The 14,290-nt window shown below is 49.8% G+C and carries 11 protein-coding genes; 7 read left to right on the forward strand and 4 right to left on the reverse strand.

Annotated elements, in window-relative coordinates; genetic code table 11:
• Positions 1-86: 86 nt before the first annotated feature.
• Positions 87-728, forward strand: a complete 642-nt coding sequence (gene nth, locus L4C36_RS05965) for an endonuclease III (protein WP_428476878.1) — start codon at positions 87-89, stop codon at positions 726-728.
• Between the two features lie 133 nt (positions 729-861).
• On the opposite strand, the gene L4C36_RS05970 is transcribed toward nth, so the two are convergent.
• The gene (locus tag L4C36_RS05970; RefSeq protein ID WP_428476879.1) at positions 862-1,227 is read right to left on the reverse strand and encodes a hypothetical protein; all 366 of its coding nucleotides are present in this window, start codon (positions 1,225-1,227) and stop codon (positions 862-864) included.
• A 218-nt stretch (positions 1,228-1,445) separates the two neighbouring features.
• Positions 1,446-2,330 carry a flagellar protein MotY gene (gene motY, locus L4C36_RS05975; RefSeq protein ID WP_428476880.1) on the reverse strand — a complete coding sequence of 295 codons (885 nt, stop codon included), beginning with the start codon at positions 2,328-2,330 and terminating at the stop codon, positions 1,446-1,448.
• A gap of 178 nt (positions 2,331-2,508) precedes the next feature.
• On the opposite strand from motY, the gene rnt reads away from it, so the two are divergent.
• The 4 genes from rnt (at position 2,509) to L4C36_RS05995 (ending at position 8,927) form a co-directional block, all read left to right on the forward strand.
• The gene (gene rnt, locus L4C36_RS05980) at positions 2,509-3,177 is read left to right on the forward strand and encodes a ribonuclease T (protein WP_428476881.1); all 669 of its coding nucleotides are present in this window, start codon (positions 2,509-2,511) and stop codon (positions 3,175-3,177) included.
• Between the two features lie 410 nt (positions 3,178-3,587).
• The gene (locus L4C36_RS05985) at positions 3,588-4,811 is read left to right on the forward strand and encodes an outer membrane protein transport protein (RefSeq protein WP_428476942.1); all 1,224 of its coding nucleotides are present in this window, start codon (positions 3,588-3,590) and stop codon (positions 4,809-4,811) included.
• Positions 4,812-4,862: 51 nt separating this feature from the next.
• Positions 4,863-7,295: a VolA/Pla-1 family phospholipase gene (locus tag L4C36_RS05990; protein WP_428476882.1), complete on the forward strand. Its 2,433-nt coding sequence runs from the start codon at positions 4,863-4,865 to the stop codon at positions 7,293-7,295.
• Between the two features lie 309 nt (positions 7,296-7,604).
• Positions 7,605-8,927: a Na+/H+ antiporter family protein gene (locus L4C36_RS05995; protein WP_428476883.1), complete on the forward strand. Its 1,323-nt coding sequence runs from the start codon at positions 7,605-7,607 to the stop codon at positions 8,925-8,927.
• A gap of 188 nt (positions 8,928-9,115) precedes the next feature.
• On the opposite strand, the gene grxD is transcribed toward L4C36_RS05995, so the two are convergent.
• The gene (grxD, locus tag L4C36_RS06000) at positions 9,116-9,448 is read right to left on the reverse strand and encodes a Grx4 family monothiol glutaredoxin (RefSeq protein WP_428476884.1); all 333 of its coding nucleotides are present in this window, start codon (positions 9,446-9,448) and stop codon (positions 9,116-9,118) included.
• A gap of 351 nt (positions 9,449-9,799) precedes the next feature.
• Between grxD and sodB the strand changes: the two genes are divergently transcribed.
• Positions 9,800-10,384 carry a superoxide dismutase [Fe] gene (sodB, locus tag L4C36_RS06005; RefSeq protein ID WP_428476885.1) on the forward strand — a complete coding sequence of 195 codons (585 nt, stop codon included), beginning with the start codon at positions 9,800-9,802 and terminating at the stop codon, positions 10,382-10,384.
• Positions 10,385-10,513: 129 nt separating this feature from the next.
• Here sodB and asd read toward each other — a convergent pair whose 3' ends face one another.
• A complete protein-coding gene (gene asd / locus L4C36_RS06010; RefSeq protein ID WP_428476943.1) occupies positions 10,514-11,635 on the reverse strand; it encodes an aspartate-semialdehyde dehydrogenase in 1,122 nt (373 codons plus the stop codon).
• Positions 11,636-12,414: 779 nt separating this feature from the next.
• Between asd and nhaC the strand changes: the two genes are divergently transcribed.
• On the forward strand, positions 12,415-13,863 hold the full coding sequence (gene nhaC, locus L4C36_RS06015; protein ID WP_428476886.1) for a Na+/H+ antiporter NhaC: 1,449 nt from the start codon (positions 12,415-12,417) through the stop codon (positions 13,861-13,863).
• Positions 13,864-14,290: the final 427 nt, after the last annotated feature.

Raw genomic sequence — 14,290 nt, forward strand, 5'->3', positions numbered from 1 at the left:
CATGCCGTGGCTGATGGACTAGCCACGGCACCTGACACCACAAGGTGCAGGTAACTATAACAATAATGGCTTGACTGGAAGTATCTATGAACAATGAAAAGCGCGTTCAGATCCTTGAACGTTTACGCGCAGAAAATCCCCATCCGGAAACGGAACTGCACTGGAGCAGCCCCTTTGAGTTACTCATTGCGGTTCTCTTGTCGGCGCAAGCCACGGATGTCAGCGTCAATAAAGCCACTGACAAACTGTATCCGGTCGCGAACACCCCACAAGCTCTCTTTGATTTGGGTGTTGACGGGGTAAAATCGTACATCAAGACGATTGGCCTGTTTAATTCTAAAGCCGAAAACGTCATCAAAACCTGCCAAATTTTGCTCGAAAAACACGGCGGTGAAGTGCCAGAAGATCGTGAAGCCCTTGAAGCCCTACCGGGCGTAGGCCGTAAAACGGCAAACGTGGTGCTCAATACCGCGTTTGGTTGGCCGACCATTGCCGTCGATACCCATATTTTCCGCGTGTCGAACCGTACCAAGTTTGCGGTGGGCAAAAATGTCGATCAGGTTGAGCAGAAACTGCTGAAAGTGGTGCCGAAAGAATTCAAAGTGGATGTGCATCATTGGCTGATTTTGCACGGTCGCTACACCTGCATCGCGCGTAAACCCCGTTGCGGCAGCTGTACCATCGAAGACCTTTGCGAGTACAAAGACAAGGTCGATCCTGTCGACTAATCACCGATACCCCGCTTAATTCCTTCACACTAAGACACGCCGCCCCCTCGGGTACGGCGTGTTTTTTTATGGAAATCGGGAACAGGTCTTATTTACGGGGATCACATGCACGGTATCGTGTCACGCGGCGGACTTATTCTGCGTCCACTTTCCCGAAGTACTCCGTCACCATGGCACGATAAGCATTATCGTCACTGGTTGGGTCATTATATTCAAGGGAGTAATACGGCATGATGCTTTCCTTTAGCTTTTCGGCAATTTGCAGCTCCAAATTTTCCACGCTAACGGTGCTCGTCACTTCATAGGTTTCAGCACGATTGAGCCCCATTTCTTTCGCTTGATCGACCGTGATTTTCTTGGCCTTCACTTGTGCCGCCAGCTCAGTCTCCACTTTTGTGACATCACTGTTAAGCACAACATCATCACCCGCCACTGCCGCGCCCATCCCGACGCCGACACTGACACCGATCCCCACCAGACTCCAGAGTAATCGCTTCATATTCCACCGCCTCTCTTTTTGTATAGTCATTGTTATGCCACTGTGTACTTACAAACCAACACAAAATAACTGTAGTGCGATCTCTTACCCACGCCGTTGCAAAAATAAGAAAGGCAACTGAAATCACAGCACTATCAGGCATAAAAAAAGAGGCCAATGGCCTCTTTCTCATGCAGTAATGTATACCGTCATCCCACGGCATAAAGACGACATCAGGACTACATCAGGGTACGCCCCAGCGAAATCACGACACGGCGGTTTTTATTACGCCCAATCGGAGTCGCGTTATCAGCCACCGGACGGCGCTTGCCATAAGCTTCAACCTGAATACGGTTTTTCGGTAGCCCCATCGCCATAAAGTATTGCTCCAACTTAGTGGCGCGGCGTTCAGATAAGGCTTGGTTCACCTGTTTCCCGCCTTGTGAATCGGTATAGGTCGCCACCAGCACCAAATCCACGTCATCGCTGTAACGCACAAAATCGGCAATTTGCGCCAAACGTTGCTGCGAGGCTTTATTGAGCTCTTCGCTGTCTTGGGCATAGTGCAACACGGTAAACGCAATGTCTTCAAAACTGTAAGGCAACAAATTTTCCAAGCAGACACTGAACTGGTTATACGCCGTCTGGAATGCCACGGCAGACAATGACACCTCAATACGCTTATTACGGTGCTGCCAGTCTTGATAGCTAAAGGTCGGGTAACGCCCCGTTTCTAACTCCGCCAACATCGCCCACGCCATTTGACCACCAATGTAGCCATCGAACTGCTTAAAAAAGGTCAGCGTGGTAATGGATTCCGCCGCTTCACCCGGCATCCAGCGAGGAGGCATCGAGACCAGATTGACATTGCGGGTTTCCCCCATCGGACGCCGCATCTTCAATTCAAAGTCCAAATTGATTTTTTTACTGGCACGAGACGTAAACTGCGCTTCGCCATAATGAGGGATCGCATGCAGCATACGGCACTCCAGCGGCGTATCGACCGCCACTTTCCATGACGACTGCGCTGGCTCTGCCACGTAAAGCTGCCGCGCAACAACGCCACAGCTCAATACCAAACTAATTGCGGCTATACCGCATGCGGTCAATGATGTTTTCGCCATTCTCTTGCCGGCCGAAGCCATTCTTAGGGTCGCGGCCGAAGCGGGCGACGTACTTTGTGGGGGTATTATTGTATCGGAAGTGACAGAAAAATCTTTAGCTAATCGTTATCAGCTAAAGGTTTAGCTCTGCCGTCGAATCTGACATAATGTCCCCTTCACTTTTTTTGCCCGCAGTGCTATGAGCCAAGATAACGAACTAAATACGCTGAAAAGTCGCTTTCGCGGCTACTTCCCTGTCGTCATTGATGTTGAAACTGCCGGTTTCAATGCCAACACCGACGCCTTGCTGGAAATCTGTGCGGTAACGTTACAGATGGATGAAGACGGTTGGTTAAAACCGGCCACGACGTTGCATTACCATGTCACGCCATTTGAAGGCGCCGTCATCCATAAAGAAGCCTTAGAATTTAACGGTATTCGTGACCCGTTCAGCCCATTGCGTGGCGCCGTGTCTGAAGAAGCCGCCCTGAAAGACATTTATAAGCAGATCCGCAAAGAGCAAAAAGCCACAGGCTGCTCCCGTGCGATCATGGTGGCGCACAATGCCAACTTTGATCACAGCTTTGTCATGGCGGCCTCTGAGCGTGCGAAGCTCAAACGCAACCCGTTCCATCCGTTTGCTACCTTTGATACGGCCGCCCTCAGCGGATTGGCATTTGGTCAAACGGTATTGGCCAAAGCGTGCGCAACGGCAGAGATCCCGTTTGATAACAAAGAAGCCCACTCAGCACTGTATGACACCGAGCGTACCGCTGAGTTATTCTGCAAAATTGTCAACAAGTGGAAAGCCTTAGGTGGCTGGCCATTAGTGGCGCCTCAAACAGAAGAGGCTGATGTCGCGTCATAATTCAAACACGACGGTTCCACGCAGTCACACACAAGCCCTGTTATGCAGGGCTTGTGTGCATTTGGACTGAAACACACAAGACAATATCACAGCATGTTTTAAACACCCCTCTCCCCCTTTCCGTCCCTTTCTAGCCGCAACACTTCAAAAAACAAACCGTTACACATGGTTAACATTTCACCTTTCTGCCTCTATACTGTCTGAGCGACTTGGCATATTCCACGCAAATACAAGGCATTAGCGTTTCATTGTCTCCCTTTACCCAATGCTCTGCGATTTGTGCCGCAATACGCCCTCTCAGCGAAACTCACTGGTTTCCATTCAAGGATCGGATCTGCACGGTCACCGTTAAAGAGGCGAACAGAATAATGAAAAATACGCGTACTTACATTGCACTCTCGGCAGCTCTCATGGTTATCACAGGCAGTGGTAGCGTCTATGCCGCGGGGTTTCAAGTGAATGAGCACTCCGCCTCAGGCCTTGGCCGTGCCTTTGCGGGGGATGCCGCCATCGCTGATAACGCGGCCGTTTTAGCCCGAAACCCAGCAGCAATGGCCTTGTTTGATACGATGCAACTGTCGGGCAGCCTGTCTGTCATTGAGCCGTCAATTGATGTGTCTACCGTCGGTTCCTCCCCCGCACAAACCTATAATGATATTGCGCCCGCAGCCGTGGTACCAGCCGGCTATTTCATTCAGCCTCTCAGTGATCGCGTCGCATGGGGGATCGGCCTTTTCTCCAACTACGGCTTTTCCACCGACTACCCAACCGATGCCAATTTTGGTGCACTCGCAGGGAAAACCGACCTTCTCACTCTGAACATTAATCCCAGTGTGTCATGGCGTATCAACCCACAATTGAGCGTGGGTGCCGGTGTGTCATTGGTCTATGCCGATGCCGAACTCAACCGTCACTTTGGCGGATTGGGCACGGCCTTCGGTATTCCACCGAGCCAGACGCTGCTGAACTTACAAGGGGACACATGGGAATGGGGCTGGAATATTGGGGCCTTATGGGAACTCAATGATGACCATCGCTTTGGTCTGAGCTACCGCTCGCAAGTGGATCTCGAGTTTGACGGCAAGTTCACCGACTACCAAGGCAGCGGTGTCGCCGGTGCGACCCCGAGTAACCCGATCACGGTCGATGGCGCGTTAAGCGTTCCCCTGCCTGCTATTGTCGAATTTGGCGGTTTCCACCAAGTGACATCACAGTGGGCGGTGCATTACGGCATTCAATGGACGCAATGGAGTGAATTCAAAGAACTGCGGGCCACCAGCGAATCGTGCAATAACAACACCTGCTTCCTTAAAGAAGAAGAATACGATGACAACGTCCGCTACTCTCTGGGTGCGACGTATAACCTCAACCCGGATTGGGTTGTGCGCGCGGGTTTTGCGTTTGATGAACAAGCCGGGCTCGCCACCCTCAGCATTCCAGATACCGATCGTTACTGGTATTCCGCCGGTGCCACCTACACCTATCACCGCCACTTAACGGTCGATATCGGGCTGACCTATCTCTATGGGAAAAGCAGCACCTTCACCGAAGAATATGTGGATGGCCTCGACTACACCTTTAGCGGCAAAAACCACGCATGGCTTGGCGCCATCCAGCTCAATTACTTGTTTTAAGCGCACCGGCACACCACTGGAGCAACACGCAAACCATAAAGGATTATTGGTATGAACAAAACGTTACTCGCCCTCGCGATTTCTGCGACCGTGACATTGACCGCCTGCGGGGATGACGCCAGCTTGTCCGGCGATCCCACTGTCGATGCCACGATAACGGACAGCTTAAACGCTGAGACACAAATCGCCTTTGACTTGCTGTCAGATCCGAGTAACCCCGTGCTCATCACGCCGTCTTATTTAGTGGTCGATGCCGTTGATGGCACCCTCAAAAGCGACGGGGAGGTGAATAGCGCCGCGTATGCGACCGATCTGTCAGATCCCGCTGTTGCGTTAGGGAAAACCGATGGCTGGAGCCTCAACCAACCCATTACTATCGCGTTTACCGGGGTCGATCTGGATCCCGCGACGGCTGAAGACGGCTTTTTCCTATTGGAAACCGGCGATCCACAGGCGGATGATTACGCTAACACCACACCGATACCGTTAACAGCCGCCAATGGCGATTTCCGCGTGACCGTCAGTGAAACCACCTTGACCATCGTACCGCTTAAACCGTTCAACGCAGCGAGCCACTATCAATTTGCCGTCACGTCTGCGCTGAAAGACAACAAGGGTAATCCGGTCGGCATGAGCCCCTCTTACGCGGTACTGAAATCCACTAACCCAACACCGAATGTGGCTCTAGCGCCCGCACAACAACTGGCTCAACGTAGTGAAGCCACGTTTGCCGCCACGGGTGTCGACAAAGACAGTATTATTTTCACCAACTGGTTTACCACAGCCTCCGTTGGCAGCGTCCTCAGCACCACCAAAGCCGTGATTGCTCACACCTTCGACGTCGTCCGGCAAGGCGGTACGGCCAACCAAATTTGGAAAGGCAGTGCTAACCCGAACAATGTGGATCTCTCCACCCTGTACCACATCACCCTTTCGCCCGTCGAAGACATTGCCACTTTCTTCAACAATAACGCCCAACTCAACAGGTTGGTCGGGCAAGATCAAACCACCCTCAATGGCCTGACGGCGGCGTATACCGCGCTGGGGGCAACCTTGTACACTGGCACCATTGATCTGCCTTATTTCTTGCAGACCGACACGGCAGATAACGCATGGCAAACCACCCCATGGCAAAGTGCCACACCGAGCCTGGCCAAGATCCGTCATGTCATGACAAACGGTACAGACGCAGACAAAGCAGCCGTACAAACGTCACTCAATGGGATTGATATTGCCAAGCTGTTAACTGGCGATACAACGGAATTCATCAAACTGATTGGCTCCTCGGTGACCCTCGCCGATGGCAGCCCACTGGATAACGAGCGCGTGATGACCCAATTCAGCCCCGTGCCGCAAATTCAGTCGATTCAGCGCGTACCGCTGCTGCTGATTGTCCCCAATCAGCCATCATCGGGTGTCGTGGTGTATCAGCATGGCTTGGCCTATACGAAAGAAACCGCTTACCTGTTCGGGGCTAACCACCTCAGCAGCACCCTGGGCAAGGGGAATGCGATTATTGCCATTGACCACCCGCTGCATGGGGCGCGTGCATTGGCTGATGGGACGGTCACAACGGAAAGCCACGCCGATGTGTACATGAACCTTGCCTACCTGAATGTCGCACGAGACAACCTTCGCCAAAGCATGATCGATACACTCGGTGTACGTGCTTCACTCGCGCTGATGCAAGTGGCCAATGCGCCGGTATTTACCGAACTTGATCTCAACAAAACGGGGATCTTTGGCCATTCACTCGGCGCCATCACAGGGTTAGGTGCGTATCACTTAGGGACAACGTCATTAGGCCAACCCACTGCCGATGCCCTGTTTAATTTCAATGCCGGTGCATTCGCCAACCCGGGCGGTGGCATTGCCTCGTTACTGTTAGAATCGGAGACGTTTGGCCCCACGATCAAACACACTCTACTGCTTGGCGCAGATAATGCCGCCTATCAAGCCATCTGTGGTAGCGCTCCCGATGGCGGCGCCTGTTATTCTGCCTTCTTTGCCAGTGTAGATGCTGCCAGCCAAGCCGCGATCAATCACACCGTTGGCACTTTTACCTATGGAGCCCAAACGGTACTCGATACCGTCGACCCGTATAACTTTGCTCGAGATATTAACGGGCCGGTGTATGTGATGCAGGCAGAGAATGACCCCATTATTCCTAACCAAACCACGCAGTTTAGTCTCATGGGTGGCACCGAGCCGCTGGTGGCAGAGCTTGGGCTCAGCCCATTAACGCAAACCCTGTCTGGCGAAGCCGTTAAGCATGTAGCCCGCTTTGATGCGATCACCTCACAGGTTCAACACAGCTCCGTGATCGCCCCTGCGCAAGTGGATAAGCAAGGCAATGTCATTGATCCCGCCGTTGCCCTCGCGACCAGCGCTGAAGCACAATTACAGGTCGCCAGTTATTTAGCCGCGCAAGGGCAAGGGATCGCGGTGGGTGATGCCACGCTGCTAAAAGCAAATCACGAATAATCTCCGTTATCACTCCCCACCCTTCAACCACCGCCGCCACGCGATATTGGCGGCGGTGGTCGTTCGTTAGCATGTTCCTCTTTTCTGCTTCCCGCTTTGACTGATAATTCAGTACGTTGCCCTCTAACACCCCGATCGATAAGGAATATAATTCCCATTTCGTATGATTTTTTCCTCGACATGTTGTCATTTTTAAGCAAACTGAATGTTTTTGAGCAAAACCGCCAAAATAAATTAAAAAGAATTACACATTTAGTGTAAAAATCATGCAAATTATATCGACATAACACAACGGACGGATCTTAGTTTATGAACCCTGTAGTAATATCGGTATGCGTCATGCTTTTACTCGCGTTGTTGCGGGTAAATGTTGTTGTTGCGCTTACCTTCAGTGCCATTGTCGGTGGCCTGTTCGGCGGCCTGTCCTTAACAGAGACTGTGGCATCCTTTGAAAGTGGCTTGGGTGGTGGTGCGACCACTGCATTGAGTTATGCGATGCTTGGTACGTTCGCGGTCGCGATTTCGCGCTCGGGTATTACCGATGTGTTGGCACAAAAAGTGATTAAACGTCTTAGCGGCACAGAGAACGCAGCAGCGGCAACAGGCGTAAAGTATTCTGTTATCACCATTCTTGCGCTACTGGCTATTTCTTCTCAAAACGTCATTCCGGTACACATCGCGTTTATCCCGATTGTGATCCCGCCGCTACTGCATGTTTTTGCCAAGCTAAAACTGGATCGCCGTCTGATTGCCTGTGTACTGACATTTGGTCTCGTTACCCCATACATGCTCTTACCCATCGGTTTTGGTGGTATCTTCCTAAATAACATTCTGCTGAAAAACCTGCATGACAATGGGCTGGATGTCACCGCGGCACAAGTGCCCTACGCGATGATGATCCCCGCCATGGGCATGCTGTTTGGTTTGCTGATGGCTGTCTTTTTCACTTACCGTAAACCACGCGAATACTCAGTCGAAAAAATTCTGGCCAATGAACCAGAGCACAAAAAAATCAACATGCGTCACGTCTACATCGCCATGCTGGCAATCGTGTCGGCATTGGGTGCACAGATTTACAGTGGTTCGATGATCATTGGTGGTTTGATGGGCTTCATGGTGTTTACGTTTGGTGGCGTGATCAAGTGGAAAGAAACCCACGATGTCTTCACCAAAGGCGTACACATGATGGCGATGATCGGTTTCATCATGATCGCCGCAGCCGGTTTTGCGTCGGTAATGAAAGCGACCGGTGGTGTCGAAACACTGGTTAGCTCGCTGGCGGATGTGATTGGCAACAACAAGCCACTGGCCGCACTATTGATGCTTGTCGTGGGTTTGTTGGTCACCATGGGGATCGGTTCATCGTTCTCGACCATTCCAATCCTGGCAACAATTTATGTGCCTTTATGTATCACGTTCGGCTTCTCCCCGATGGCAACCATTGCCCTTGTGGGTACCGCTGCCGCACTGGGTGATGCCGGTTCACCGGCTTCTGATTCCACCTTGGGGCCAACGTCTGGCTTGAATGCGGATGGTCAGCATGAGCACATTTGGGAAACCGTGGTGCCGACATTCATTCACTACAACCTGCCGTTGATTGCCTTCGGCTGGTTAGCGTCGATGGTGCTGTAACTCGTCATCAGTAACGGCAACAACTATAAACATAAAAAGACCGCTTCGGCGGTCTTTTTTGATCTCGACACAAGACATCATCGCCAGCCAGCGCCAACAGACAGGCAAAAAAATACCCTAACCAAGGTCAGGGTATTTTTCACACGGTGTGCACACCGCCAACAGCAGCATGAACACGGCAATGACGATTACTCAGCCGGTGTCGCGCGCTCAATCGCTTCTTTCACCAATGGCTGCAATTCACCTTTCTGGAACATCTCAATGATGATGTCACAACCGCCGATCAACTCACCTTCAATCCATAGCTGAGGGAACGTTGGCCACTGTGCGTAAGCCGGTAGTTCAGCACGAATGTCTGGGTTTTGAAGGATATCGACATAGGCAAATTTCTCACCACATGCCATCAGCGCTTGTGCAGCCTGAGATGAAAAACCACAGCTTGGTAGTTTTGGGGAGCCTTTCATGTACAACAGAATGGTATTTTCTTCGATCTGTTGCTTAATTTTGTCGATAGTTTCCATAGCTTCCTCTTTACGACTTTACTTATAAGTTGGATCTTACAGGCATCATTCTACTGTTTCCCGCAGCGGAAAAAAATGCCTAATCGTTTTAGGGGTATTCTTTCGGCTGCACACTAAGCAGATAGCCACGTTATCATGCCGCGCCCCGCATTTCGCCTATCTTTTTTTACGCTAGCTCTTTTAATAAAGAAAAAACTTGCTAAAATGGTTTCACCGTCACAAATTCATCATCTTACACAGGTATCGTGGCAGAGATGAGAAGACGAGTCAGTTTCAAATAATAAGTTAGCTAAAGCTAACTGGAAGCAATGTTGAGGGGCACTCCCCCAAACCAACCCGGAGAATCGAGCAATGGCTTTTGAATTACCCGCTCTACCATACGCAATCAACGCACTTGAGCCACACATTTCTCAAGAAACCCTTGAGTACCACCACGGTAAGCACCACAACACGTACGTTGTTAAGCTAAACGGCCTTGTTGAAGGCACTGAGCTTGCTGAGAAATCTCTAGAAGAGATCATCAAAACATCGACGGGTGGCGTATTTAACAATGCGGCTCAAATCTGGAACCACACGTTCTACTGGCACTGCCTAAGCCCAAATGCTGGCGGCGAGCCAACAGGTGCGGTTGCTGACGCGATTGTTGCTTCATTCGGTTCTTTCGACGCATTCAAAGCACAATTCACTGATTCTGCAATCAACAACTTCGGTTCTTCTTGGACGTGGTTGGTAAAAAATGCAGACGGCTCTCTTGCTATCGTGAACACGTCTAACGCAGGCACACCACTTACAGAAGAAGGCGTTACACCGCTTCTAACTGTTGACCTGTGGGAACACGCTTACTACATCGATTTCCGCAACGTACGTCCAGATTACATGGGCGCGTTCTGGGCATTGGTAAACTGGGAATTCGTTGCACAGAACCTAGCGGCGTAATCGCCTCTACATCTGGCAATTCTGCCCATAAAAAAACGCCTGCATTGCTGCAGGCGTTTTTGTTTGTGTTTTTCTTGGTGTTAATGTCAGTCTAGCCCGTCACTTTCCAGCTACGGGCTATCTTTCATTTTATCCTGCGTATTTTTCTGACAGGATAATGCGCAGTGTACGACGTAGTGGCTCTGCAGCCCCCCACAGTAGCTGATCACCCACGGTGAAGGCATTGAGGTATTCCTCACCCATTGCCAGCTTACGCAAACGACCCACTGGCACTGACAAAGTCCCCGTCACTTTCGTTGGGGTAAGTTCTTGTGCCGTGATATCACGGTCATTCGGGATCACTTTCACCCAGTCATTGTGTGACGCGATGATCGCTTCCACTTCATCCAGCGGAACGTTCTTCTTCAGTTTCAACGTCAACGCCTGACTGTGACAGCGCATTGCACCGATACGTACACACGTGCCATCGATTGGGATTGGGTTATTGTCGAGACCAAGGATCTTGTTCGTCTCAACCGAGGCTTTCCACTCTTCTTTGCTCTGGCCGTTTTCACGCTTCACATCAATCCATGGGATCAATGAACCGGCAAGCGGTGCACCGAACTCTTGTGATGGGAAATCAGCAGAACGCATTGCATCTGCAACTTTACGATCGATATCCAAAATAGAGGTCGCAGGGTTAGCCAACTCGCTAGAAACCGCGTCGTTGATCACGCCCATCTGGCTGATCAATTCACGCATGTTCTTCGCACCCGCCCCTGATGCGGCCTGATACGTTTGAGAGGTCATCCACTCAACAAGACCCGCTTTATACAGACCCCCTACGGCCATCAGCATCAAGCTAACCGTACAGTTACCGCCTGCAAACGTTGATACACCACGGTGGATGCCTTGTTGCATTTGGTCAAAGTTAACCGGATCCAATGCGATGATCGTGTCATCTTTCATGCGCAACGTCGATGCGGCATCAATCCAGTACCCTTTCCAGCCCGCTTGGCGCAGCGCAGGGTAGACTTGTTCTGTGTAGCTGCCACCTTGACAGGTAATAATGGCGTCGAGCTTTTTCAGGCTCTCGATATCAAAGGCATCCTGAAGCATGCCTGCGTCTTTCCCCAAATTGGGCGCGGGGATGCCAATTTGAGATGTCGAAAAGAAAACAGGCTCAATGACATTGAAATCGCCTTCTTCAACCATACGCTGCATGAGGACAGAGCCCACCATGCCACGCCAACCCACTAAACCTACTTTCATCATGTGCACAACACTCCCTGATCATTATCTATCGGTATAACTATTGGCAATGCATCCCATGCCCCCTTTGGATCACAGGTCTTGCCGATAGTTATAACGACAGGCCGCCTTACTTAGCGTCAGTCCAGCATACAAACATAAGGATAATATGCAATAAATCTGAAAAAAAAGTCATCAAAACACAAACGAAACGTGTAAAAAAAGCACGTTCACATCAAGAAGGCAACCCACTTTATTCACTCAGGCACACAGCAAACACGCGCAAAATCCGTACAACAAAGCAGATAAGCGGCGCAATTACCCCCATAAAAATCCGACAACATTAGCAATAAAATAGCGGTTACCCATAAACAACCTCAAATAGGCAAAAATTTATACCTTCAATTTTTTGATCATTTATCCACATATTGATAACCTAGCCACCTTTCAAAAAAAGCAAAATATTATACTGCTTAAATCAGGATTATATGGAGTAAAAATCCAAACAATATCACTTGTTTATAAATGGACACATTTAAAGCCAACAGACACAACACAACAAAAACACAACGCATGAACGTAAATTTAACAAAAACCCAAATTATAACTATGGTTTTTACGCGTTCCGTAATGATGATTGAATGAAGTCACAGAAATAAACATTATCTATCGCTGCTCTGACCACATTCGGCTAGATTAGCTCCGACTAGCATATGTTTTGGTTTCATTCATTAGCCTCGCACGGATTGCGTGTGAAGGCTTGTTCTCTATAACAGGCTCGAACTGACAAGGTTAGAAGTATGAACACACAGACTGTAAAACTGCCGTCGATCACCCAGGTCGTGATTGCACTGGGTATTTTTCTTGCGCTGGCATTCTCTTTCACCGCACAACTGAATTTGCCGATCCAATTAGCGTTGTACATTGGCTGGTTTATCATCATGGCGCTGGGTATCAAACTCGGTCATGACTATAAATCGTTAGAAAAAGCGGCCACAACCGGGATTGCAAACGGCTTAGGCGCAGTATTGATCCTATTGGCTGTCGGCGCATTGGTCGGCACGTGGATTGCCGGCGGCATTGTTCCCACTATCATTTACTACGGTCTACAAGCCATCCACCCTTCTATCTTCCTTTTGGCGACCATGTTGATCTGTTCAATGACAGCACTGGCAACCGGTACCTCTTGGGGTGCAGCCGGTACAGCAGGCATTGCGATGATGGGGATCGGTCAAGGATTGGGTATCCCAGCGCCAATGACGGCGGGTGCCGTACTATCAGGCTGTTACTTCGGTGATAAAATGTCACCACTGTCTGATTCTGTGATCTTGGCGTCTTCTATGTCTAACGTTGAAATCGTTGAGCACATTAAAGGCATGTTGCCTATCGCCCTGATCAGCTACGTGATCACCGGTATTCTGTTCACCGCCGTAGGCTTCCACTACGCCGGTAACGTTGACATGTCACAGGTTGAATCTGTGATTGTGGCAATGGACCAGCAATTTGTGATTTCACCGTTCTCATTTGTTCCAGTGATCATCGTACTGGCACTGTTGGCCATGCGTCTGCCTTCATTCCCTGTGATCTCATTGGGTTCACTGCTGGGTATTATCTGGGCCGTGATGGTTCAGGACATGGATCCACTACAAGCGTTCAACACCGCGTGGGCACCGTTCTCCATTAACTCTGGCGTTGATTTCATTGATGCCATTCTTAACCGTGGCGGCATGTCGTCCATGCTAAGTTCTGTGGCCGTGATCATCTTTGGTCTGGGCTTTGGTGGCTTGCTGGATAAAGTCGGCGTACTGCAAACCGTCGCACAATTGTTTGAAAAGCGTGTGAACTCAGCAGGTAGCCTGTCTGTTTCCACCATTGCAACGGCGTTTTTAGGCAACGTCTTTGGCTCAGCGATGTATGTATCACTGATCCTGACCCCTAAAATCTGTGCGAAGAACTATGACCGCTTGGGCTACCAGCGTAAGAACCTGTCCCGTAACGCCGAATTTGGTGGTACGTTGACATCCGGTATGGTGCCGTGGAGTGATAACGGTATCTACATGGCAAGTATCCTTGGCGTGGCGACCTTCTCGTACGCACCTTTCATGTGGTTAAGCTTCGTGTGTATTCTGGTGACCATTGTCACCTCTTACATGGGTTGGTTCGTTGACCGCTGCCCACCGGTTGCAGAAGCCGCTGAAACCGAAGAAGCCGCAACAGCCCAAGTGGCCACGCAGCAGCAAACCGCATAAGGTTTCCTTTCTTCCCCTTTCTGACATCAAGAGCACCTTTCGAGGTGCTCTTTTTTTATGCGTGTTCTCCGCCTTATACTTTTCATCTTATTCTCTGCTCACGCTGTGTGGCACCATAAAAAAGTCCTTAAATAGCGACTTACCGAAATCACAACGCAATAACACATAAAGATAGTCACTTACATGCATAAAAACAAAGCTTATACGTCATTCCATTACTGAAAACATTGTTTTTACCAAAGCAAACCATTTAATTAATAAAGAAAAAACAACTACTCATGTATTTTTATTCCGCTTTTTCATGTTAATGGTTGTGAATGAGATATTAATGTAGATCGTGATCACAATTTTGCGTCTATCTGTCCTTTATAGGACTTTTCAGTGGCACATATTGACCCCGATCAAATTTTTCTCTTACTAATAAGCG

It is taken from the genome of Photobacterium japonica, assembly GCF_050337005.1.
Lineage (GTDB): Bacteria > Pseudomonadota > Gammaproteobacteria > Enterobacterales > Vibrionaceae > Photobacterium > Photobacterium japonica.